The sequence below is a fragment of the Nocardia sp. NPDC051052 genome (assembly GCF_044456045.1).
Lineage (GTDB): Bacteria > Actinomycetota > Actinomycetes > Mycobacteriales > Mycobacteriaceae > Nocardia.
This window is the reverse complement of record NZ_JBITFL010000012.1, coordinates 92,206-115,305: the sequence shown is the minus strand read 5'-3', so window position 1 is coordinate 115,305 and position 23,100 is coordinate 92,206. Positions and strand designations below refer to the sequence as shown.

Annotated in this window: 16 protein-coding genes; 11 read left to right on the top strand and 5 right to left on the bottom strand. The window is 68.4% G+C overall.

The features are described 5' to 3' along the window. Positions 1-237: 237 nt before the first annotated feature. Positions 238-3,735, bottom strand: coding sequence for an indolepyruvate ferredoxin oxidoreductase family protein (locus ACIBCN_RS34215; protein WP_396995834.1), 3,498 nt, complete (start codon positions 3,733-3,735; stop codon positions 238-240). Between the two features lie 687 nt (positions 3,736-4,422). On the opposite strand from ACIBCN_RS34215, the gene ACIBCN_RS34210 reads away from it, so the two are divergent. Then, positions 4,423-5,577, top strand: coding sequence for a lipase family protein (locus tag ACIBCN_RS34210; protein ID WP_396995984.1), 1,155 nt, complete (start codon positions 4,423-4,425; stop codon positions 5,575-5,577). A gap of 65 nt (positions 5,578-5,642) precedes the next feature. Here ACIBCN_RS34210 and ACIBCN_RS34205 read toward each other — a convergent pair whose 3' ends face one another. Beyond that, complete coding sequence (locus tag ACIBCN_RS34205) at positions 5,643-6,479, bottom strand: SDR family oxidoreductase (RefSeq protein ID WP_396995833.1); 837 nt, start codon at positions 6,477-6,479, stop codon at positions 5,643-5,645. Further along, entirely contained in the window at positions 6,476-7,423 is a 948-nt protein-coding gene (locus tag ACIBCN_RS34200; RefSeq protein ID WP_396995832.1) for a patatin-like phospholipase family protein, read from the bottom strand. The genes ACIBCN_RS34205 and ACIBCN_RS34200 overlap by 4 nt, the downstream gene beginning before the upstream one ends. Positions 7,424-7,491: 68 nt before the next feature. Between ACIBCN_RS34200 and ACIBCN_RS34195 the strand changes: the two genes are divergently transcribed. Beyond that, on the top strand, positions 7,492-8,118 hold the full coding sequence (locus tag ACIBCN_RS34195) for a TetR/AcrR family transcriptional regulator (RefSeq protein WP_396995831.1): 627 nt from the start codon (positions 7,492-7,494) through the stop codon (positions 8,116-8,118). Here the strand turns inward: ACIBCN_RS34195 and ACIBCN_RS34190 are convergent. Continuing rightward, positions 8,108-8,653, bottom strand: coding sequence for a histidine phosphatase family protein (locus ACIBCN_RS34190; protein WP_150404323.1), 546 nt, complete (start codon positions 8,651-8,653; stop codon positions 8,108-8,110). The genes ACIBCN_RS34195 and ACIBCN_RS34190 overlap by 11 nt on opposite strands. A 179-nt stretch (positions 8,654-8,832) precedes the next feature. Here ACIBCN_RS34190 and ACIBCN_RS34185 point away from each other — a divergent pair, with 179 nt between their 5' ends. From ACIBCN_RS34185 to ACIBCN_RS34150, 8 genes are all read left to right on the top strand, one after another. Beyond that, positions 8,833-13,437 (top strand): ATP-dependent helicase, encoded by a 4,605-nt coding sequence (locus ACIBCN_RS34185; RefSeq protein ID WP_396995830.1) that lies wholly within the window; start codon positions 8,833-8,835, stop codon positions 13,435-13,437. A gap of 90 nt (positions 13,438-13,527) precedes the next feature. Continuing rightward, positions 13,528-14,310 (top strand): DNA-formamidopyrimidine glycosylase family protein, encoded by a 783-nt coding sequence (locus ACIBCN_RS34180; RefSeq protein WP_396995829.1) that lies wholly within the window; start codon positions 13,528-13,530, stop codon positions 14,308-14,310. Positions 14,311-14,797: 487 nt separating this feature from the next. Next, positions 14,798-14,980, top strand: a complete 183-nt coding sequence (locus ACIBCN_RS34175) for a hypothetical protein (protein ID WP_396995828.1) — start codon at positions 14,798-14,800, stop codon at positions 14,978-14,980. A 54-nt stretch (positions 14,981-15,034) separates the two neighbouring features. Then, on the top strand, positions 15,035-16,396 hold the full coding sequence (gene hpnE / locus ACIBCN_RS34170) for a hydroxysqualene dehydroxylase HpnE (RefSeq protein ID WP_396995827.1): 1,362 nt from the start codon (positions 15,035-15,037) through the stop codon (positions 16,394-16,396). A 98-nt stretch (positions 16,397-16,494) separates the two neighbouring features. Beyond that, positions 16,495-17,064: a TetR/AcrR family transcriptional regulator gene (locus ACIBCN_RS34165; protein WP_396995982.1), complete on the top strand. Its 570-nt coding sequence runs from the start codon at positions 16,495-16,497 to the stop codon at positions 17,062-17,064. A 94-nt stretch (positions 17,065-17,158) separates the two neighbouring features. Then, a complete protein-coding gene (locus tag ACIBCN_RS34160; RefSeq protein WP_396995826.1) occupies positions 17,159-17,380 on the top strand; it encodes a hypothetical protein in 222 nt (73 codons plus the stop codon). Between the two features lie 120 nt (positions 17,381-17,500). Further along, positions 17,501-18,175 carry a winged helix-turn-helix domain-containing protein gene (locus ACIBCN_RS34155; RefSeq protein WP_396995825.1) on the top strand — a complete coding sequence of 225 codons (675 nt, stop codon included), beginning with the start codon at positions 17,501-17,503 and terminating at the stop codon, positions 18,173-18,175. 26 nt (positions 18,176-18,201) lie between these two features. Next, positions 18,202-19,446, top strand: coding sequence for a sensor histidine kinase (locus ACIBCN_RS34150; RefSeq protein ID WP_396995824.1), 1,245 nt, complete (start codon positions 18,202-18,204; stop codon positions 19,444-19,446). Positions 19,447-19,454: 8 nt separating this feature from the next. Here the strand turns inward: ACIBCN_RS34150 and glpD are convergent, their stop codons facing one another. After that, a complete protein-coding gene (gene glpD, locus ACIBCN_RS34145) occupies positions 19,455-21,221 on the bottom strand; it encodes a glycerol-3-phosphate dehydrogenase (protein WP_396995981.1) in 1,767 nt (588 codons plus the stop codon). A 330-nt stretch (positions 21,222-21,551) separates the two neighbouring features. Here glpD and glpK point away from each other — a divergent pair, with 330 nt between their 5' ends. Next, positions 21,552-23,051 carry a glycerol kinase GlpK gene (gene glpK, locus ACIBCN_RS34140; protein WP_396995823.1) on the top strand — a complete coding sequence of 500 codons (1,500 nt, stop codon included), beginning with the start codon at positions 21,552-21,554 and terminating at the stop codon, positions 23,049-23,051. Positions 23,052-23,100 lie beyond the last annotated feature (49 nt).

Sequence of the window (23,100 nt, the reverse complement as noted above, 5' to 3'; positions counted from 1 at the left end):
TACCTGGTTGGACGTGCGAACCGCCCGATCGGTTCCATAGCGAGACAACCGATTTGCGAGTCGCTACCGCCGACCGGTCAGCCGGTGATGATCTCGCGCAGGAACACGTCCAGCTGAGCGGTCATATCGGCCGACGTCAGATAGCCCGTCAACGAGAAAGCGGCCCGCAACTCTGCAGTTGCGGGCCGCTTTCCATGTACCCGGGAGCGTGGCCTCACGCTCGACCAGGCGCGCGGTCTACTGCCCAGCCGCGCTCGTGGATTCGAGCACCGGCGGCTCGATGCCGAGGTCGCGCAGGCTGTTCCGGTACAGCTCCACGTTGGCGAGCTTGATGTCCTCGTAGCCACGCACGGTGTCGGCGAGTGCGGCGGCCTGCACCGCGCGGTCGTAACCGGCCTCGTCGAGTGTGTCCGCGAGCGTCGTCACCATCTCGGTGTAATGGGCGAGCAGGGTGCGCTCGACCCGACGAACGTGGGCATAACCGAACGGATCGAACTTGGTGCCGCGCAGCCGCTTTCCCTTAGCCAGCACCTTGAGCACGAGATGCCCGCGCGGACCGATGCCGATCTTCTTCTTGCGGCCCATCGCCCGCAACACCGGCGGGTGCAGCTTGTAGGTGAGGTTCGCCCCTTCGGGCAGCTGACCCGCGACCTCGTTCAGGAAGGCCGGGTCGACCAGGCGGCGGGCCACCTCGTACTCGTCCTTGTAGGCGGTGAACTTGTACAGTCCACGCGCCGCCTGCTCGCTGAACTCGGTGCGCTCGGTGGTGCGCAGCTGCGCGTCCCAAATGTGTTGCACGGTACGCACATAGTCGCGGGCGATGCGGACGCCCTGGAAGCCGATCAGCTCCGCAGCCCGCAGTTCGACGAGCCGCCTGGTCTCACCCGTCGCGGTCAGGCAGTCGAAAAGGTCCGCAGGAACCTTGATTTCGGGGCGCTCGGCCTGCGGGCGACCCGCGGCCGCGGCGAAGTCGTCCGGCCTGGCGACCGCGATCCGGCCCCAGCGGAACGCCGCGATATTGGCGTTCACGGCGACGCCGTTGATCTCGATGGCCTCCTCGATCGACGCCGCGGGCAGGCGCAGCCCGCCGAGCTGGTACGCGGCGCCGACCATCAGGAAGTTGGCGGCCGCGGTGTTGCCGAACAGCACCTCGGCGGCGGCGAGCGCGTCGAATGATCGCACCTCGCGCGACGCCTGCTCGAGCCTGGACAGCAGCGCCGGTGTCTCCGGGTACTCGATGGCCTTGTCGTACACCATGTCACCGGTCGGGGTCTTGCTGGTGGACGCGACGGACAGGGTGGTCGCGTTCGAGCCGTAGGCCAGGTTCTTGTTGTCGGTGGCGGTCAGCAGGTCGAAGGCGATGATGCAGTCCGCCGAGCCCGGGGTCAGCCGGTTCGCGGGCTCCAGTTCACCGGTGGCGAACCGCAGGTGCGAGACGACCGGTCCCGCCTTCTGACTCAGGCCGATCTGGTCCAGGCTGGCCACCTCGTAGCCTGCCCGCAGCGCGGCGGTGGCGAGCACCTGGTTCACGGTGACGATGCCGGTGCCGCCGATGCCCGCGAGGAAGACGTTCTGTGTCGTCGTCAGCGCCGGCTGCGCGAGATCGGGCAGCACCGCCGGGGCCGGACGCTGCATTGCCTTGCGCTTCTTGGCTTTCGCGGGATCCGGCAGTTCCACCGTGACGAAGGATGGGCAGTCGCCGTCCATGCAGGTGTAGTCGGTGTTGCAGGAGGTCTGATCGATCCGGGTCTTGCGGCCGAATTCGGTGTCCACCGGCTGCACGGACAGGCAGTTGCTCTTCACGCCGCAGTCACCACAGCCCTCGCAGACCGCCTCGTTGATGACGACCCGGGTCCGGCGCGTCGGCAGGGTGCCGCGCTTGCGCTGCCGACGCGCGTCGGCGGCACAGTGCTGGTCGTAGATGAGCACGGTGACGCCGGGCACCTCACGCAGCACGCGCTGAGCCTCGTCGAGCCGATCGCGGTGCCACAGCCGGGTACCCGGTGCGAGGTCGCGCTTGCGGTACTTCTTCGGCTCGTCGGCGCAGATGATGATCTGCGCGACGCCCTCGGTGCTGAGCTTGTGGGTCAGCATCGGCACCGCGAGCGCGCCCTCGGCGTCCTGTGCCCCGGTCATCGCGACGACGTCGTTGTAGAGCAGCTTGTAGGTGATGTTCACCCCGGCCGCGATGCACGCCTGCACGGCAAGCTGGCCAGAGTGGAAAAACGTTCCGTCGCCGATGTTCTGGAACAGGTGCGGCACATCGGTGAACGGCGCCTGGCCGATCCACTGCGCGCCCTCGCCGCCCATCTGGGTCAGACCGGTGACCTGGCTGTCCTCCCGGCCCGACATGGTCACCATGGTGTGGCAGCCGATGCCGCCGCCGGCCAGCGAACCCTCCGGCACCGCGGTGGAGCGGTTGTGCGGGCAGCCGCTGCAGAAGTAGGCGGCCCGCTTGGCGGGTAGCACGGACAGCGACAGTGGCTGCGGCAGCGGACGTTTCGTGTCCAAGTAGCCGTGCAGGGCGCGGCTGAGCGGCTTGGTGATGCGGCCGGTGGTGAGTTCGCCGTCCTGACTGAACAAGGGGCGACCGGCGGCGTCCCGCTTGCCGATGATCTCCGGCGCGTCGGCCGTGCCGTACAGGATTTCCCGAATCTGGGTCTCGATGAAGGCGGTCTTGTCTTCGACCACCACGAGCCGGGTCAGGCCCTTCGCGAACTGCCGAACGCGTTCGGGCGCAATGGGAAACGGCATGCCGATGCGCAGCAGCCGGACACCGGCGCGCATGAGCGCGTCGTCATCCACGCCCAGATCGATCAGCGCCTGCCGGACGGCGTCGAACGTGGTTCCGGTGGCGGCGATTCCGAGGGTGGCGTGCGGCGGGTCCAGCTCGATGGCGTCGAGGTCGTTGAGCGTGCTGTACGCCTTGACCAGCTCCCACCGCGGGCCGTACAGGTCCGCCTCGGCGATCACGCTGTCCGTCGGCGCCGCCATCGGCCGCTGCAGGTAGGTGAACGGCCTGCCCTCCCAGGTGATCTCGGGGACGATGACGTCGATGTCGCCCGCGTCGCCGTCGACCGACCAGGCGCCGTCGGCGACATCGGCCACGATCTTCAGCGCGACAAGGCACCCCGAGGCACGCGACAGCGCGACACCGTGCAGGCCCATGGTGATGATCTCGCGAGCGTTGCGCGGGAACAGCACCGGAATGTTCATCGCGGCCAGCGAGCGCTCGCTCACCGCGGGCACCGTCGAGGACTTCGAGGCCGGATCGTCGCCGACCAGCAGCAGCACACCGCCGTTGGCGTTGGCGCCGTACATGTTGGCGTGCCGCAACGCATCGGTCGCCCGGTCCAGACCGGGTCCCTTGCCGTACCAAACACCGACGACGCCGTCGTGGGTAGCGGTACCTTTGGGCAGGTCGGCCTGACTCCCCCACACCGAGGTGGCGGCCAGCTCCTCGTTCAAACCCGGGACAAACGAAATATCGTGCTCGGCAAGTACGTTGGGCATCCCGCCCAGCATCTTGTCCACGCCTCCGAGCGGACTGCCCTGATAACCCGACACGAACGTGCCGACCCGGCGTCCGGCGCGCAGGTCACGCACGTGCTGTTCCACCAGTTGACGCGCGATCGCCTGGACCCCGGTGAGGACAACGGTGCCCGCACCAACGCGGTAGCGGTCGGCAAGGTCATAAGGCGCCGGAATCAGATCGTGATCGGCGAGCTCGGTCATACATCCACCCGTCCGGTCGGCGCCGATCGGGCGCCGCCTTAGTTGAGCACTTGATGCCCTTTACCCTGCCTTCGAAGGGCGGAATGAACAACCTTGGCTTTAGAAATTGAGCATCTTGCGCAATTTTACTCCCTGTGAATGGGCACACACTATGCACGATGTGAGGTTTGGTGTGATCCCCACCACCACGCCCGGATCGGCGTCGTCCGCGGACTCACCCAGCAGACGGGGCATGGCTGAGGCAAACGTCGAGTGACAGCTCCGCAATGGCCCCGCTCGACACGCGCCCAGCCTGAATTTCGAGAGCCATTCGCTATGACGAGTCATAAGCGAGATGTCCGGCGCAGTGATCTTGGTCAAACGCACAGGAAATGCGTTGTGAATTGTCCAATATGCCGGACCCGGTTGCGCGGGACCGAAGGCGCGACGCTACGTTCGCTGCGGATGGTGCCGCTTTCGCGGCCACCCACAGTCGTTGAGCCGAAAGGTGGTGTGCCGGTCCGACCTTCGGTTCGACTGTGAGGTCATGTCTCTCCGTCCACGTGGCGAACGATGACGTTCGCCGCGATTTCCCATGCAGTGGTGGTCCGTTCGAGTTGCCGAGGCGTTGTCGGGGTCGGTAAGTCGATAACGGCCGATATTCGAAGGAAAACCGTGCACAGAGTTCCGTTCAGGATCGCGATCCTGGTGTTGAGCGTCGTCTCGGCCGGCCTGCTCGGCCTGCCCGCGAACGCCCAACCGCTCTATCCCACACCGGATCCGGATGTGTTCTACACGGCGCCCGCCGACCTGGCGGCGCTGAAGCCGGGCGACGTCGTGCGCGCCCGCAAGATCGACACCGGCCCTTATGTCGGCACTACGGGCTGGCAGGTCGCGTTCCGGTCCACCAACTCGCAGAGCAAGCCGGTGATGGGGGTTACCACCGTCCTGCTGCCGATCGGCGTCAAGAATCCGCCACTGGTCTCCTACCAGGCGCTGATCAATTCCCTTGGCACCCAGTGCAACCCGTCGCGCTCGCTGTTCAACGGTGAGTTGCAGGACGCGGTCGGCGCGATGCTGCCGATCGGGCGCGGCTGGGCTGTTTCACTGCCCGACTACCTCGGCCCCACCTCCGCCTATGGCGCGGCGCGGCTCAGCGGCATGATGACGCTGGACAGCGTCAAGGCCGTGCAGCAGGTTGCCGAACTCGGCCTGTCCACTTCGCCTGTCGCGCTTGCCGGTTACTCCGGCGGCGGCATGGCCACCGCGTGGGCGGCCGCGCTACAGCCCACCTACGCACCCGACCTGAAGATCACCGCGTCCATCGCCGGCGGCATCCCCGCCGATCTCGAGCAGATGGCGATGGCGCTCGGCTTCGCCCCGCACCCCGGCTTCGGACTGGCGTTCGCCGCCGCGATGGGCCTCGAACGCGAATACCCCGACCGGCTTCCGGTGTCGGACCAGCTCAACGAAAACGGTTTGTGGTTCCGCGAATTCACCCATGACGCCTGCCGCCGGTTCCTGCTGTTTCACGGCGCTTTCCGCAACGCCGAGCAGATGGCCGCCTCGAAGAGCCTGATGGACAGCCCGGTCGCCCACGAGGTGCTGCGCGAGAACAGCCTGCGCTACTTCGACGGCGTGCCCACCGTCCCCACCTACATCTGGCAGGGCCGCTTCGACGAGATGACCTTCTTCCCGCCGGTAGCCGAAGTCGTCGACCGCTACTGCAAGGCAGGCGCCCGAGTCGAGTTCCACCCCTACGAAATAGCGGAACACTTGACCACGGCCGCCGCAGGCTTCGTCCAAGCCTGGAACTACGTAGAGGCCCGCTTCCGCGGCGACCCGGCCCCCACCACCTGCTGACCCCCGAATGACAAGTGGCCCCGGAGTCCGACTCCGGGGCCACTTTTCGTCTGCGACACAGATGGTCAACTGATGGAGCGGACCTGCTCCTCGTACTCGGCGCGGGTCTTTTCGTCGGCGGGGTGCAGGGCGCGGTCGCCGTCGATGAGGCGGCGGACCAGGCGCATGGCGCGTTCCGGGGTGGCGGCCAGGGCTACGTCGATGGGGCCGAGATAGCTGGGGACGGCTACCTCGCCTTTGCGGGTGGCGACGGTGCGCAGGATGGCGGCGGCCACGTCTTCGGGGTCGACGGTGGGCATGCCGTGGCCGAGGGTGAGGCCGGAGGAGAGGCGGGTGCGCACGGCCGATGGCAGCACGCAGCTGACGCTGACGCCCTGCGGGGCGAACTCCAAACGGGTTGCGGCGGAAAGGCCTACGGCGGCGAACTTGCTCGCGTTGTAGACGGCGAGACCGGCGATCGGGATCTTGCCCGCCAGCGAGGCGACGTTGATGATGTGGCCGTGGCCGCGCTCGATCATGCCGGGCGCGACGGCGCGCATGCCGTGGATGAGGCCCCAGACATTGATGTCCATGGTGGCCTGGCCGACCACGTCCGGCTCGTCCAGGAACGAGCCCGCGGGCATGACACCGGCATTGTTGACGAGGACGTCGACGTGGCCGAGGTCGGCGATCACCTTGTCCCACTGGCCGCGCGAGCGCACGTCGAGCTCGTAGGACTTGGCTCCTATTGCGGCAGCGGCGGTTTCGGCGGCGACGGTGTCGACGTCGGCGATCACCACCTCGGATCCCTTGGCCGCGAACAGTTCCGCGGTGGACTGGCCGATGCCGCGGCCGGCCCCGGTGATCAGGACGCGCGCGCCCTTCAGGTCGAATCCGGGGTATCCGTGACCGAGAATTCTCATGCGAAGACTCCTTGTTCGAGCGCACGGCGGGTGCTGCGCAGACTGTGCTGGAAGGTGTCGAGGCGGCGGCGGCCGTCCATGAAGTTGGGGCCCATCACCGCGAGGTCGTCGGCGGTGGCGTCGACGCGAAGGACTTTGGTTCCGGTCGCGCGCAGCTGGGCGATCTCGGCATCGAGCTTGGCGCTCATACGGTTTCGCAGCTGCCGTTCGAGGAAGTGACCGGCGCCGATCGCGGGGATCTTCCCGGTCGAGGCCATCGGGGCGAGCACGACGAGCTCGTCCAACTTTTCCGGGATCAGCAGATCGACCGAGGCTGTCGAACCGGCGCCACCATCGATGAAGCGACGCCCGGCAATGGGTACCGGCGGAAACCAGCCCGGCACCGCCCACGACGCACGCAAGGCGGCCCCGAGCGGCGCGGTCGGCGCGTCGGGCGATCCGAACGGAACCCGTTCTCCCGTCGCGTAATCCATGCTGACCAGCCAGGTAGCCGGGTGCGCAACCCAGGAACGGCCGGGGTTCAGCCGCTCGGCCAGCTGTTCCAGCCAACCCGCGTCACCGCCGCCTACCGGCAACAGCCCACTGCCCGCGGTGAGTAGCGCTTGCCCGGACTCGTTGCGGCGCAGCGGAAGTCGGAGCGAGCCGAGTCGCGGACGCGGGACCGGCGGGAAACGCCCGGGGCCTGACCGCATGTGCGCCAACAGAATCGGGTTCGTGGACGTGCCGTCCTGCATATCGACCAACTCGTCCACCGAGACGCCGTTGCCGAGCATGGTCACGTACTCAGCGCCTGCGGAAGTCCCGAGCAGCACGTCGGCCTCGCGGGGATCCCAGGCGAGCGCGTCCCGGACGGCGGCCAGCGCCGCGACGGTCCACGCGGCGCCGAGCGTGCCACCACAACCGATGGCCAGACCGCGTCGCTGCGGCCCGTTGTTGTTACCCATGGTTCCAAACACTAACAGAATTCAAATACCAGTGGTATCCCAAATCTCACGGTACGTAGAATCACGGCATGGCACGTCTGACCCGGTCCGAGAGCCAGGCCCGCACCCGCGCTGACCTGATCGCCACGGCACGCGACCTCTTCCTGGCCGACGGCTACGCGAGCACCAGCCTGGAGCGGGTCGCCGAGGAGGCCGGCTACTCCAAGGGCGCCGTCTACTCGAATTTCCGCACCAAAAAGGAGCTCGGCCTCGAGGTGATCGAGCTGATCCACGCGACCAAGTTCGACGAGGTGACCGACCTGCTCGCGGCGGGCGACAGCTTCGAGGAACAGCTGGAGCGGTTTCAGGAGTGGGCCGAACGGACCGTCGGCGACGTCGGCTGGACCATGCTCGAATTCGAGTTCGCGACCGTCTCCCGCGACGATCCGACCTTGCAGGCGGCGCTCGTGTCGAGCCTGAGTGTGGTGCGCGGCGCGGTCGCCGCGCAGGTGCAAACGCTGGCCGACACGATGGGGATCGAGCTGCCGGTGCCCGCCGAGGACGCCGCGACGGGAATCCTCAGCATGGGCATCGGCCTCGGCATGCAGCGCGCCATCGACCCGTCGATCCCGGCCCGGCTGATCACCGACGCCGTCCGGCTGCTCGTCACCCTCGGTGCCGGACCGCTCGCCGCGAAAAGCGCCGTCACGCCGTGAAGTGCAGGGTCCATTCGCCGCGGTAGTGCAACCGGGTGACGCTGCCCGGTGGAATGTCGATCCGCCAGAACGATTTCGGCGGCGCGTCCAGGGTCACCAGCAGGGCCGCGCGGATGACGGCGGGATGGGTGACCGCGATGGTCGACTTCCCCTCCGACGCGATCTCGGCCATCCAATACCTGGTTCGCTCGATCACATCCACCACGGATTCGCCGCCGTGGCCGCGGAACATCGGGTCGGTGAGCCAGGCGTAGAGCTCGTCTTGGGGCACCGACATCAGCGCCCCGCCACGCCACGCGCCCGCGTCCAGGTCGCGAAGCCGGGTGTCCTCGTCACCGGGCAGGCCTAGCAGCGCCGCCGTCTCGACGGTCCGGCGCTCGGGGCCGGTGAGCACCCTGGGTGCGGCCAGCGGCGTGCATCCGGAAATGGCCCGGCGGCCTGCTTCGGTCAGCGATTCGTCGACTGGAAAACGTGCCTTCCGCATCGCCTCGGTCATGCCATGGCTGACCAGGTCGAGTCTGAGCACCTTTTGCACTGTTCCGCCTCTCCGAGTATTCAGGCCAGGCTCAGGTGCCACGACAGTAGCGCTGGCGGCCGTCGGTGAGGAGCGAAAGGGGTCAGCCCCGTACCCAATGAGTTACCCGTCTACACCCGAGATCAGCGGCCCTCGGCTGCGCCGACCATGTTGTCGGTGCCTCGGTGCACACTGATGCCATGGCTCAGTTCTCCCCCGCTACCCAGGAGTGGTTCGACGGTGCCTTCCCGGCGCCGACCGCCGCCCAGCTGGGTGCGTGGGAGGCGATCGCGGCGGGCGAGCACACGCTGGTGATCGCCCCGACCGGGTCGGGTAAGACGTTGTCGGCGTTCCTGTGGGCGATCGATCAGCTGGCCACTCGCGAGAAAGCGCCGGAGCAGGCCGGGACCTCGGTGCTGTATGTGTCGCCGCTCAAGGCGCTCGCGGTAGACGTGGAGCGCAACCTGCGGGCGCCGCTGGTGGGTGTGACGCAGACCGCCAAGCGGCTCGGGCTCGATCCGCCCGCTATCACGGTCGGGGTTCGGTCCGGCGATACCAGCGCGTCCGATCGGCGATCGATGCAACGCACGCCGCCGGACATTCTGATCACCACGCCTGAATCACTGTTCCTGATGCTCACTTCCGCGGCCAAGGAGACGCTGCGCAACGTGGGCACGGTGATCGTGGACGAGGTCCACGCGATCGCCGGTTCCAAGCGGGGCGCGCATCTCGCGCTGTCGTTGGCCAGACTCGATCAATTGACATCGGCGTCGCGCAGCGACTCGATGGGGAGCGGCGGCCGGGCGACGGGCGGGCCGGGACGACCCGCGCAACGGATCGGCCTGTCCGCCACCGTGCGGCCGCCGGACGAGGTCGGCCGATTCCTGGTCGGCAACGCGCCGATCACCATCGTCTCGCCGCCCGCGCCGAAGACCTTCGACCTGTCCGTCCGGGTTCCGGTCGCGGACATGACCGAACCCGGAGAGTCCGATCAACCCGGCTCGATCTGGCCGCACGTGGACGAGGCCATCGTGGATCTGGTGCTGGAACACCGATCCTCGATCGTGTTCGCGAATTCGCGCAGGCTGGCCGAGCGGCTGACCGCGCGGCTCAACGAGACCTACGCGGCCCGGCTGGGCGAACCGGTGGAAACCGAGCACAAGCCGCCCGCGCAGCTCGGTGCGTCGACCGAGGTGGTGCACGGTGCGGGCCCGCTGCTCGCGCGAGCGCACCACGGATCGGTGAGCAAGGAGCAGCGCGCGCTCATCGAGGACGATCTGAAGAGCGGGCGGCTGCGCTGTGTCGTCGCGACCAGCAGCCTCGAGCTCGGCATCGACATGGGCGCGGTCGATCTGGTTGTGCAGGTCGAGGCGCCGCCGTCGGTGGCGAGCGGGTTGCAGCGGATCGGGCGGGCCGGGCATCAGGTCGGCGAGATCTCGCGAGGGGTGCTGTTCCCGAAGCACCGCACCGATGTCATCCACTGCGCGGTGGCCTCGCAGCGAATGACCGCCGGACAGATCGAGGCGATCCAGATCCCGGCGCATCCGCTCGATATTCTCGCGCAGCAGACGGTGGCCGCGTGCGCGCTGGAATCGATCGATGTCGACGCCTGGTTCGACATCGTCCGCGGCACCGGAAGTTACGCGGCGCTGCCGCGTTCGGCCTACGAGTCGGTGCTCGACCTGTTGGCCGGACGGTACCCGTCGGACGAGTTCGCCGAGCTGCGACCGCGGCTGGTGTGGGATCGGGACGCGGGCACACTCACCGGGCGCCCCGGCGCGCAGCGGCTCGCGGTGACCTCGGGCGGCGCAATCCCGGACCGTGGCCTCTTCGCGGTCTACATGGTCGGCGAAAAGGCCTCGCGGGTCGGCGAACTCGATGAGGAGATGGTCTACGAGTCGCGAGTCGGCGACGTGTTCGCGCTGGGCGCGACGAGCTGGCGCATCGAGGAGATCACCTTCGACCGGGTGCTGGTGACGCCCGCGTTCGGCCAACCGGGCCGACTGCCCTTCTGGCACGGCGACGGATTGGGCCGCCCCGCCGAACTCGGTGGGGCGCTCGGCGAATTCGTGCGGAAGGTCGGCCAGCACCCGGAAAACCTGGAAAAACTCACCGGCGCAGCTGGTTTGGACGCGTTCGCGACCGCGAACCTCGGCACCCTCCTGGACGAACAGCGGACCGCGACCGGCCAGCTGCCCACCGATAAAACGCTGGTGGTGGAGCGGTTCCGGGATGAGCTCGGCGACTGGCGACTGGTGCTGCACTCGCCCTACGGGCTGCCGGTGCACGCGCCGTGGGCGCTGGCGATCGGGGCCAGGCTGCGCGAACGGTTCGGCGTCGACGCCGCGCCGAATGCCTCCGACGACGGCATCGTGGTGCGGCTGCCCGACACCACCGACGATCCGCCGGGCGCCGAGTTGTTCGTCTTCGAACCGGACGAGATCGACGACATCGTCACCGAACAGGTCGGCGGCTCCTCGCTTTTCGCGTCCCGCTTCCGTGAATGCGCCGCGCGGGCACTCTTGCTGCCGCGGCGCGATCCCGGCAAGCGTGCCCCGCTGTGGCAGCAGCGGCAACGCTCGGCGCAGCTGCTCGATGTGGCGCGCAAGTTCCCCGACTTCCCGATCCTGCTGGAGACGGTGCGCGAATGTCTGCGCGACGTCTACGATCTGCCGTCGCTGCGCGACCTGCTCAGCCGGGTGGCGCGCCGCCAACTGCGCCTGGTCGAGGTGGAGACGGCGACGCCGTCGCCGTTCGCCAATGCCCTGCTGTTCGACTACATCGGGCAGTTCATGTACGACGGGGACAGCCCGCTGGCCGAACGCCGCGCGGCCGCACTGTCGCTCGACTCGGGCCTGCTCGCCGAACTGCTCGGTCGGGTGGAACTGCGCGAACTGCTCGACGCCTCGGTCATCGAGCTGACCGAGCGGGAACTGCAGCGGCTCACCCCGGAGCGCCACGCCCGCGACGCCGAAGGACTGGCCGACCTGCTGCGCCTGCTCGGACCGCTCACCGCCGCCGAGGCCGCCGAACGCTGCGTCGACGATCCTGCCGAATGGTGTGCCGAGTTGGTGAAATCGCGCCGTGCCCTGGAGGTTACGTTCGCGGGCCGCAGCTGGTGGGTGGCCGTGGAGGACGCTTCCCGGCTGCGTGACGCGCTCGGCGTACCGCTGCCGATCGGCACGCCCGCGGCCTTTATCGAACCCGTCGCCGACCCACTCGGCGATCTGGTCGGCCGATTCGCCCGTACGCACGGTCCGTTCAGCACCGAGGCGGTGGCCGCGCGCTTCGGCCTCGGCACGGCCGTCGTCGCCACCGCACTGCATCGGCTCATCACCGAAAAGCGCATCGTAGAGGGCGAATTCACGCCGGGTGCGGCGGGCTCGGAATGGTGCGACGCACAGGTGCTTCGCCGCCTGCGCCGACGCTCGCTGGCCGCGGCCCGGCATGAGGTCGAGCCGGTATCGACGGCCACCCTCGGCCGCTTCCTGCCGGCCTGGCAACACATCGGGACCAGCGAACTCCGCAGTGTCGACGGTGTCGCCGCCGTGGTGGAACAGCTTGCGGGCGTGCCGATCCCGGCCTCGGCCTGGGAGTCGCTCATCCTGCCCGTGCGGGTCCGCGACTACTCCCCCGCCATGCTCGACGAGCTGATGGCCACCGGCGAGGTCCTCTGGTCCGGCCACGGATCGATCACCGCCAAGGACGGCTGGGTCGCCCTGCACCTGACCGACCAGGCCCCCTTCACCCTGGCACCACCCGACGACATCGAACTGTCCGAGGTGCAGCTGCGCCTGCTCACCGCACTCGGCGCGTCCCTCGCGCCCCCCTCGGCCGCCGCCGAGGCCCCCAACCCGACGCCGATGCCGCACGGCGGCGGCGCGTACTTCTTCCGGCAGCTGTCCGACGCGACCGGATTGCTCGACGACACCCAGGTGGCGGCGGCACTGTGGGAATTGGTCTGGGCCGGAATGGTTTCGGGCGATACGTTCGCGCCGGTGCGGGCCATGCTGTCCGGTACCGCGCGGACCACGACCGCCCATCGGACGCCGCGCCGGGCACCGCGCGGGCGGGCTTATCTGCCGCGCCCGAGCATGCCGACGCGGTCCGGGCCGCCCGCGGTGGCGGGGCGGTGGTCGCTGCTGCCGGAGCGGGTGTCGGACAACACCGTTCGAGCACACGCGACCGCGGACATGCTTTTGGAACGGTATGGGGTGCTGACCAGGGGGTCGGTGCAGAACGAGGGCGTGCCCGGCGGTTTCGCGCTGATGTATCGAGTGCTCACCGAGTTCGAGGACCGGGGCCGTTGCCGCCGTGGGTATTTCATCGACTCACTCGGTGGCGCGCAATTCTCCACCACCGACGTGGTGGATCGGCTGCGGTCGTTCGACCTCGAGCGCAGCCGTCCCGGCGAGACCCGGCCGCAGACGGGCAAGGCGCTCGCGTTGGCCGCGTGCGATCCGGCCAATCCCTATGGCGCGGCGTTGACCTGGCCGAAAGGTGACGGCGACGGCGGCCATCGCCCCGGGCGCAAGTCCGGTGCGCTGGTCGTCCTCGTCGACGGCGACCTGGTGCTCTACCTCGAACGCGGCGGCAAGACCCTGCTCACCTTCACCGAGGATCCCGACGCCCGCCAGTCCGCCGCCCAAGCCTTGGCCGACCTGGTCCGCCATCGCCGCGTCGACTCCCTGGTCATCGATCGGGTCGACGGAGAAACCGTGCACGGCAATACCTTCGCGGGCTTCCTGACCGAAGCGGGGTTCTCCGCGACACCGCGCGGCCTGCGCCTCCGGAGCCGTCCGTGAGCCGACGCATCCTGCCCGCCGCCGCGAAGCGGGTATCACCGGGACAACCGGTGAGTGAAGGGCCTCGTTCAGCGAACCTCGGGATGCGGCATGCCCGAGGGTGACACCGTCTACCTGACGGCGGCGCGACTGCGCGCGGCGCTAGCGGGTAAGACGTTGACCGGCAGCGACTTCCGGGTGCCGCGGTACGCGACCGTCGATCTGCGGGATCAAGTCGTGGAAAGCGTCGGCAGCTACGGTAAGCACCTGTTCATTCGGACGCCAACGGTCAGCATCCACACGCACCTCAAGATGGAGGGCAGCTGGCGGGTCTTCCACTGCGGCCAACGCTGGACCAAGCCGCGGGTCACCGCCCGGCTGGTGCTGCGCACGGACGCGATCGAAGCCGTGGGATTCTCACTCGGCAAGGTGGAAGTGCTGCGCGTCGCCGACGAGCACACGGTCATCGATCATCTCGGACCTGACCTACTCGGGCCGGATTGGGATGTGACCGAGGCGGTTCGCCGACTGGAACGATATCCGGAGCAGCCGATCGGCGTCGCGCTGCTCGACCAGCGAAATCTCGCCGGTATCGGCAATGTCTACCGGAGCGAGATCTGCTTCCTGCGCCGCGTCCACCCGGCCACCCCGGTCGGTCAGGTGCCCGATCTGCTGGCACTGGTGAACGAGGCGCAGCGAATCATGACCGAGGCCGTGCGCAAACCACCACGGCGCGAACTGATATACGGCCGCACCCGCCGCTCCTGCCAGCGCTGCGGTACACCCATCGCGTCGCAGCTACTCGGCGAGTCCGCCCCCGCTTCGGACCGGATCGCCTACCGCGAACGCGGTATCTACTTCTGCCCACACTGCCAGCCGATCCCCGGCACCTGAGCCCGCAATCACGCCACGCACCGGCGCAGCGCCGTCACCGCGCAGCCGATGTAACGGTGCGTACGTAGAAGCCGGCTATTTCGTACGCGGCCACACAAGGCGTGCGCGCGGCACCGCATTCTGCCCGCTGCTCGCCACTCCCCCGGCAACCTGAGCGAGCCCCAGACCACGCCGGCGCGAGCTCGGGCCGGGCAGGGTATCGGTCCGCGCGGACACGGCATTTCGCCTGTTCCCGACATATCAGAACGCTTCCCGGCGGTGCACCGCGCGCGGTTACTCACCGCACAAGTCTGATCGCAGAAAGTCCGGCAGTGGACCAAGCCCATTGGTTCGCCGCACCGAATCAATTGTGCAACCGAACCAACCGCTCGGCGTGCCCACCGGCTATTACCCGCCCACCACTGTAATTTGCCACTCAGTTGCTAATGATCGGCGCGCTCGGCACGACTACATCCGTGGCAGTCACGACACAGCACAGGAGCAGGCCATGACGACGGTACCGAGATCGGGCAGACGACCGCTCCTCGCGATCGCCAGCCGCCTCTTCTTCGCCGCGCTGGCCACCATGGCCACCGTGCTCTTCAGTTACCTACTGCTCCATCCGAATTCGAACGCCGAGACGCCGGGGGCACCGCACCCGCCGATCTCCTCGGTATCGCCGCGCCCTTGACGAAGTGACCCCTCCCACTTAACTTACAACATGTAAGTTGATGAGGAGTGCGGCATGAACGATCCACGGCAATACGTGGTCATCGGCGGCGGACTGGCCGGGCTCGCGGCCGCGGTCTGGCTGGCCGAGGCGGGCAAGAAGGTCACCCTGCTGGAGCGCCGTGGCCGACTCGGCGGCCGCACGCACGCCATGAAAGTCGACGTGGTCGACGACCTCCCGGACAACGGCCAGCACGTGATCGCCAGCGGCTACGAGCACCTGTTCCGGTATCTCACCAGCGTCGGCACCCGGCAGTACGTCGCCTTCCCGCACCATGCCACGCTGCGCTGGCCCGACGGCCGCAGCGTCACCATGAGCACGAAGGGCCTCGGCGCGCTGCGCACCCTGACCGGCGCGCATCCCGACGCCAATCCGCTCGAACGGGTCCGCGCCGCCGTCGCCACCCTCCGGCTCGGCTGGCAGTGCCTGCACCAGCCCACCGATCTGCCCGACCTGACCACCGAGCAATGGTTCAACCGCGTCGGCATGCCCGCGAAAGCCCGTGAGGCACTATGGGATTGGCTGGCTCTAGGGGTCGCCGCCGAGCCGGTGCAGCAAGAGTCGGCGAAGGTCCTCGCCGATGTCATGGCCACCGGCATCCGCCTCGGCATCAAACACCGTCGTCCAGCCACCATCGGCTATCCCACCACCGACCTGGATACCCTTTACGTCACCGGCGCGCTGAAAGTCTTTGCGCGACACGGGGTCAAGGTTCAGCATCGTGCGGTGGCCCGCCGGATCAACATCTTCGACGGCCGGGTCACCGGGGTGGCGCTGGCCGACGGCACCACCGTCCCCGCGGACGCGGTGGTGTGCGCGGTGCCGAACTCCAACGTCAACGGCCTGCTCGACGACCTGCCCGAGCATGCCGAAATCTATGCGGCCGCAGACAAATTGGGTTACACCCCGATCGTCAGCACCAACCTCTATCTGGACCGCCCGCTGGGTACCACGACCGAATTCGAGGCGCTGATCGGCGGCACCGGCGTGATCGACGAGGTCTTCGACCGCCAGCGGATGACCGGCCGCAAGACCGACCGGGCCTGGCTGTACTGCCTGACCACCAGCGGCGCCTACGCACAGATCCACAAGACCAACGAGGAGATCGTCGCCGAACAGCTGGCGCTGCTGCACCGCTACTACCCCGCCGCCAAGGCCGCCAAGGTGATTCAGGGGCACGTGGTTCGGATGCCGAAGGCGACGTTCTCGCAGGTGGTCGGCACGCACGCGCTGCGACCCGCGCAGCGCACCTCCGTGCCGACGCTGGTACTCGCGGGCGACTGGACCGCCACCGACTGGTCGGCGACCATGGAAAGCGCAGTACAGAGCGCGGCCAGGGCGGTCGATCTGCTGCTTGCGCTACCGTCGGTGCGGTGAGCACGGATCGCGCCACGTCCGAGTACGTCGCCCAACCCCTGACGGACAAGCCACTGACCACCGAACCCGCGACCGACCAGCCGACGCCCAAGCGCCGGATGTCGGCGGTGGACCGGCGGGCTCAACTGCTGGACGTCGCGCGCGACATCGTGGCCGCCGACGGCTTCGGCGCGGTCAGCATCGACCGGGTGGCGCGCGAATCCCAGGTCGCTCGCGCCCTGGTGTATCAACAGTTCACCGACCTGTCCGGCCTGATGACCGCGCTGCTCGACCGCGAGTCGGCGATCGCGCTGGCCGGGGTGGGCAGCGTCGACTGGTCCGACACCGTCGACGTGGATCAGGTCGGTCGCGGCATCCTCGCCTACCTGCATGCCGCGCCGACCAGTTGGCAGATCATCCTCAGCCCGCCGGACGGCGGCCCGCCGGGCCTGCGTGACCGGCTCGAATACGGCCGGGCCTACGCGCGGGCGATCGGCGCACGACACCTCTCCCGCTATGCGGGCGTCACCGTCGACCCGGACGGTCCGACCGAGCGAATCCTGCTCGCCGCGTTGGAAGAACTGGCCAGGCTGCACCTCACCGATCCGGCGCGACACCCGGACGAGCTGGTGCTGCGCTATATCCGCTCGCTGGTCGGCTGGGCCATGCGCCTGGAAGCGCCGCGCTGACCTGCCGCGTCGCCCAGCATCACGAAAATCTCACGGACAGCTTGGTTTTCTGTTCTCCAGGCGCGGATCTCGCGCCGGGGAGAGAGGAAAACACATGAAGATCAGCACCCTGCTCGCGGCCGTCGCGCTCTCGGCAGGCCTCGTCGCCGGAGGGTCGGCGGTGGCCAACGCGGAGACAATCTATGTCGGCACCTATGGCACCGAAGCAGCCTGCCGAGCGGACGGCTCGAACGCTCCCGCGCATCCGGACTGGACGTGGTGGGAGTGCCAGCAGACCCCGACCGGCGACTGGGACCTGTACTACTCCAGCAACTGATCCCGGACCGCCATCCCGGCCGAGCCGGACCGCCATCCGGTCGGCCCCATCCGTCATCTCCGGCTTCGGTCGGGGGTGACGGATCGGGTTCCGGTCCGAAATGACCTATTCTCTGATTTCGTGCGTGTGCTGGTGGTCGAGGACGACGAATATCTGGGCAACGAAGTCGCCGCCGGGCTGCGCTCGGCAGGCTTTGCCGTCGACCTCGCCCGCCACCTCGCCGACGCGGACCTGAAGATCGCCGTCAACACCTACGACGTCCTCGTCGTCGACCGCGGCCTGCCCGACGGCGACGGCCTGCACCTGGTCGCCGCGCACCGCGCCGCGGGCCAGCGGGTGCCGGTGCTGATGCTCACCGCGCGCGACGGCCTGGCCGACCGCATCGCCGGTTTCGAGCACGGCGCCGACGACTACCTCGTCAAACCGTTCGCGCTGCCCGAACTCGCCGCCAGGGTGCGCGCGCTGAGCCGCCGTCGCGAACATCCCGCGCCCGCCCGCCTCGTGCTCGGCGATATCGACATCGACCTGCCGCGCCGTCGCGTCCAGCGCGCGGGCATCCTGCGCTCGCTGACCCCGAAGGAATTCGCCGTGCTCGAACTGCTCGCCACCCGCGCGGGCAGCGTGGTGTCGCGCAGCGAACTCATCGAGTGCTGCTGGGACGAGATGGCCGAGCCCGCCTCGAATGTGGTCGACGCGGTGATCGCCCAGCTGCGCCGCAAGCTCGGGCCGCCGCAGGTGATCGAGACCGTGCGCGGCACCGGCTTCATGATCGGAAGTGCCCCATCCGCACGCTGATTTCCACGTCGAGCGCCCGTCCCGCCGTGGCCAGGCTGCGCCGCACCCGCTGGCTGTTGACCGCGCTCATCACCGTGATCACCGCGACCTGCCTGATCATCCTCGGCATCCTCGCGGCGACCATCGACGCGCGCTCGCGGCACAATGCTGTCGACAACACCCTGGACCGCGTGGTGACCGGACTGTGGCGCAGTATCGACTTCAACCCGGACGACCAGGCTATCGATCTCGGCCTGCTCGAGCGGGACGACCTGGCCAACGGCGAGACCGCGGTCGTGATCCTCACCAACGACGACAACGGGCACTGGCGAGAGATCTACGGGCACTTACGTTCCTGGCTGCCGCCCAACACCGGCGCGGAGGCACTGGCCGACGATGCGGTGCGCGCGGAGGGCACCGTCTTTCAGGACGGGTACGACAGCGCGGGCCGTCCGGTGCGGCTGGCGGCAACGCCGATCTTCTGGGAGGACACGAATACCCAGGCGGTCGTCGTCGCGGGCACGAATCCGGGACTGCTGGATCGCGATCGGGCGCTGCTGCTGTGGGTGCTCGTGGTCGGCGGGCTTACCCTGGTCGCGCTCTCCGCCCTTGCGGCACATGCCCTTTCGGGCCGGAGCATGCGCCATGCGCTGGTGCTCGTCGAGGAGCAGGAACGCTTCCTCGGCGACGCCGCGCACGAATTGCGCACGCCGCTCACCACTTTGGGGCTGGTCACCGCGCCGCGTCGGCGCGATCCGCACGAGGTGGAGCGCGCGCTGGCCGAGGCGGGCGCGCTTGGCACCCGGATGGAGCGGATCGTCGCGGGTCTGCTCGCACGGGCCAGGATGCAGTCGGGCGTGACGACGATGGAGCAGGTGCAGTTGCTGCTCGATCAGCTCACCGAGTCGGTAGTCGAGGAATTCAAAGCGAATGTCGTTGTGCAGAGCAGTCCTACGGTGGTCGTCGGCGATCCGAACCTGCTCGGACTCGCGGTGCGCAATCTGATCGAGAACGCGATCACGCACGGCGCGATCAACCCGGGCGCGCCGGTAGAGGTCCACGTCGCGGACGGGCGCGTCAGCGTGCGCGATCACGGCGCGGGGTTGCACCCACAGCTGTCGAGCAATCCGTTCCAGCGCGGCATCACCGGCGGGCGCGGCAGCGGCATCGGGCTGGCCTTGGTGGCGTGGATCGCCGAATTACACGGCGGCACCGCGACGATGGAGCCCGCACCGGGCGGCGGCACCATCGCCACTATCGCGCTACCGCCGCCCACGCTCGGGCTTTCCTGAGTCCGGGGCTACCGGTTCGCCTGCCGCACTTCCTTGTTCACCACGCCGTCGGCCGGAACCGGCTCCAGAATCTCGGGGCGAGGCTCGGGGGCCGCGATGCGCAGGGCGTCGGCGGAGTCGTCGTCGGGTTGGGTCTGTGAACGGATCTCCGCCGCCACCCGCGCACGGTAAGTCGTTACCTCACGCTCGATTTCGGCGGCGTCCCAGCCGAGGATCGGCGCGACGAGCTGAGCAACCTGCTCGGCGCAGTCGGCGCCGCGGTCTGGGTACTCGATGGAGATGCGGGTGCGGCGGGCCAGGATGTCGTCCAGGTGCAGCGCACCCTCGGCCGCGGCCGCGTACACGGCCTCCACCTGCAGATACGACGGCGCCTCGGTAATGGGTTGCAGCAGTTCGGGTTTGCCGTCCGCCATGGCCATCACCTCGTCGATCAGCGCGCCGTATCGGTCCAGCAGGTGCTTGATCCGGTACGGGTGCACGCTGTACGCCTCGGCCAGCTGCACGGTCTGGTTGACCAGCGCGAAGTAGCCGTCGGCGCCGAGCAGCGGCACCTTCTCGGTGATCGACGGCGACACCCTGGCCGGAATATCCTGTGCCGCTTCGTCGACGGCGTCATAGGCCATCACTCGATAGGTGGTGTACTTGCCGCCCGCGATGCTGACCAGGCCGGGGGCGACCCGGGCAACGGCATGTTCGCGGGACAGCTTGGACGTCTCGTCGCTCTCCCCCGCCAGCAGCGGCCGCAGGCCCGCGTAGACGCCGTCGATGTCGTCGTGGGTGAGTGGGGTGACCAGCACGTCGTTGACCCGGTCCAGCAGGTAGTCGATGTCGGCCTTGGTCGCCGCGGGGTGGGCGAGGTCGAGGTTCCAGTCGGTGTCGGTGGTGCCGATGATCCAGTGGGTGCCCCACGGGATGACGAACAGCACCGAGGTCGGGGTGCGCAGGATGATCGCGGCGTCGCTGACGATGCGATCGCGCGGCACCACGATGTGCACGCCCTTCGAGGCGCGCACGTGGAAGCGGCCGCGCTGATGGGCCAGCGCCTGCACCTCGTCGGTCCACACGCCGGTCGAGTTGATCACCACGTGCGCGCGGATGTCGGCGGTGCGGCCGTCCTCGCTGTCGCGCACCTGCACGCCGACCACCCGGTCCGCCTCGCGCAGGAAGCCGACCACCTGGGTGGAGGTGCGGATCACCGCGCCGTAGTGCGCGGCGGTGCGGGCGACGGTCATGGTGTGGCGGGCGTCGTCGACCACCGTGTCGTAATAGCTGATGCCGCCGATCAGCGCGCTGCGCTTCAGGCCGGGGGCCAGCCGCAGCGCGCCCATCCGAGACAAATGCCGTTGGCCGGGAACAGATTTGGCGCCACCCATGGTGTCGTAGAGCATCAGTCCCGCCGCGACATACGGGCGCTCCCACGCGCGATGGGTGAGCGGGTAGAGGAAGCGCAGCGGCTTCACCAGATGCGGCGCCAGCGCGGACATCGCGAGCTCACGCTCCTTCAGCGCCTCGCGAACCAGGCCGAACTCCAACTGCTCCAGATAGCGCAGGCCGCCGTGGAACATCTTCGACGACCGGCTCGACGTGCCGGAGGCGAGGTCACGCGCCTCGACCAGCGCGACCTTCAGCCCTCGGGTGGCCGCGTCCAGGGCGATGCCCGAGCCGACGACACCGCCGCCGATGACGACCACATCGAAGTGGTCCTTGCCGAACCGCTCCCAAGCCGCCCTGCGCTGCTCCGGACCGAGGAACTGGGATTCCGGTTTCTTGGTCATGCTCGACTCCTCCAGCCGCGTGTCGACGACGTAGTGGTCTTTCTCGGGCATTCGTTCGAGCTGCTCTTGGTACAGGCTATGCCAGTGGCCTCGGATCTCTTCGACCACGACATCGCTCGTGTCGTTCCCGCGCTACTCGTCGGTAACTGCTACCGACACTAATCCAGCGGCACGCGGACGGCGACGTGATCGCCACCATGACCCGCGAGGGGCGCAATCGGACACGCGGCCTGAGCGACGGGCCCGGAGGAGGCAGCTTGCGTAACCACGGAGGGACCCGCGAGGGGCGCAATCGGACACAGCGGGCGCTGTGTTTAGTAACCTGCACGAATGCGTCGCTATGTGGCCGCCATCGACCAGGGCACGACTTCGAGTCGCTGCATCATCTTCGATCGGCAGGGGCGCGTCGTCGGCGTGGCCCAGCGGGAACACGAACAAATCTTTCCACGACGGGGCTGGGTCGAGCACGACGCCGAAACCATCTGGAAAAACACCGATTTCGTGCTGGGCGAGGTGCTGAAGCAGAACAAGCTCAGCAGCGACGACATCGCGGCGGTCGGCGTCACCAACCAGCGCGAGACGACGGTGGTGTGGGATCGGGCCAGCGGCAAGCCGATTCACCACGCCATCGTCTGGCAGGACACCCGCACCGACCGGCTGACCACTGAACTCGGCGGCGACATCGGGCCGACCCGCTACCAGGAGCGCACCGGGCTGCCGCTGTCCACCTACTTCGCCGGGCCGAAGCTGCGCTGGATCCTGGACAACGTCGACGGTGCGCGCAAACGCGCCGAGGCGGGCGAGCTGTGTTTCGGCACCATGGACAGCTGGGTGCTGTGGAACTTGACCGGCGAGCACATCACCGACGTGACCAACGCGTCGCGCACCATGCTGATGGATCTGAATACCCGGCAGTGGGATTCGGAGATCTGCGCGGAGTTCGGCGTGCCGGAGTCGCTGCTGCCCGAAATCCGTAGCTCCTCCGAGGTGTACGCGGAGATCACCTCCGGTCCGCTGCAGGGGATTCCGGTCGCGGGCATCCTCGGCGACCAGCAGGCGGCCACCTTCGGCCAGGCCTGCTTGTCTCCCGGCGAGGCCAAAAATACCTACGGCACCGGCAATTTCATGCTGCTCAACACGGGCACCACGCCCGTGGTCAGCAAGCACGGGCTGCTCACCACCGTCTGCTATCAGCTCGGCGACGAGCCAGCCGTGTACGCGCTGGAGGGCTCCATCGCGGTGACCGGCTCACTGGTGCAATGGTTCCGGGACAATCTGGGCATCATCTCCTCGGCGGATGAGATCGAGCCGCTGGCCCGCAGTGTCGAGGACAACGGCGGTGCCTACATCGTGCCCGCCTTCTCCGGCCTGTTCGCGCCGCGCTGGCGGCCGGACGCGCGCGGCGTGATCGCCGGGCTCACCCGGTACGTGAACAAGGCTCATCTGGCGCGAGCGGTGCTGGAGTCCACCGCTTTTCAGACCCGCGAGGTGGTCGACGCGATGCGCGCCGACGCCGAATCCGAGCACCTCGACCTGGAGCTGACCACCCTGAAGGTGGACGGCGGCATGGTCAGCAACGACCTGCTCATGCAGTTCCAATCCGACATCCTCGATGTCCCCGTGGTGCGCCCGGTCGTCAACGAAACGACCGCACTGGGCGCCGCATACGCCGCGGGCCTCGCGGTCGACTACTGGTCCGGCACCGACGACATCCGGGAGAACTGGGCCGCCGACAAGACCTGGGAGCCAACGATGTCCGCCGAGGACCGCGACGAACATCTGACGGCGTGGAACAAGGCCGTCGAGCGCACCTACAACTGGGCCGACTGACACACAACGGTGGCCGGGCAAGGCGAGGCCCTCGTCAAACGTGTCAGCA

Excerpts from the sequence above, each read along its gene's own strand:
- ACIBCN_RS34215 (WP_396995834.1), bottom strand. The coding sequence starts at position 3,735 with ATGACCGAGCTCGCCGATCACGATCTGATTCCGGCGCCTTATGACCTT.
- ACIBCN_RS34205 (WP_396995833.1), bottom strand. The coding sequence starts at position 6,479 with ATGAGAATTCTCGGTCACGGATACCCCGGATTCGACCTGAAGGGCGCG.
- ACIBCN_RS34200 (WP_396995832.1), bottom strand. The coding sequence starts at position 7,423 with ATGGGTAACAACAACGGGCCGCAGCGACGCGGTCTGGCCATCGGTTGT.
- ACIBCN_RS34195 (WP_396995831.1), top strand. The coding sequence starts at position 7,492 with ATGGCACGTCTGACCCGGTCCGAGAGCCAGGCCCGCACCCGCGCTGAC.
- ACIBCN_RS34185 (WP_396995830.1), top strand. The coding sequence starts at position 8,833 with ATGGCTCAGTTCTCCCCCGCTACCCAGGAGTGGTTCGACGGTGCCTTC.
- ACIBCN_RS34180 (WP_396995829.1), top strand. The coding sequence starts at position 13,528 with ATGCCCGAGGGTGACACCGTCTACCTGACGGCGGCGCGACTGCGCGCG.
- ACIBCN_RS34175 (WP_396995828.1), top strand. The coding sequence starts at position 14,798 with ATGACGACGGTACCGAGATCGGGCAGACGACCGCTCCTCGCGATCGCC.
- hpnE (WP_396995827.1), top strand. The coding sequence starts at position 15,035 with ATGAACGATCCACGGCAATACGTGGTCATCGGCGGCGGACTGGCCGGG.
- ACIBCN_RS34165 (WP_396995982.1), top strand. The coding sequence starts at position 16,495 with ATGTCGGCGGTGGACCGGCGGGCTCAACTGCTGGACGTCGCGCGCGAC.
- ACIBCN_RS34160 (WP_396995826.1), top strand. The coding sequence starts at position 17,159 with ATGAAGATCAGCACCCTGCTCGCGGCCGTCGCGCTCTCGGCAGGCCTC.
- glpD (WP_396995981.1), bottom strand. The coding sequence starts at position 21,221 with ATGACCAAGAAACCGGAATCCCAGTTCCTCGGTCCGGAGCAGCGCAGG.
- glpK (WP_396995823.1), top strand. The coding sequence starts at position 21,552 with ATGCGTCGCTATGTGGCCGCCATCGACCAGGGCACGACTTCGAGTCGC.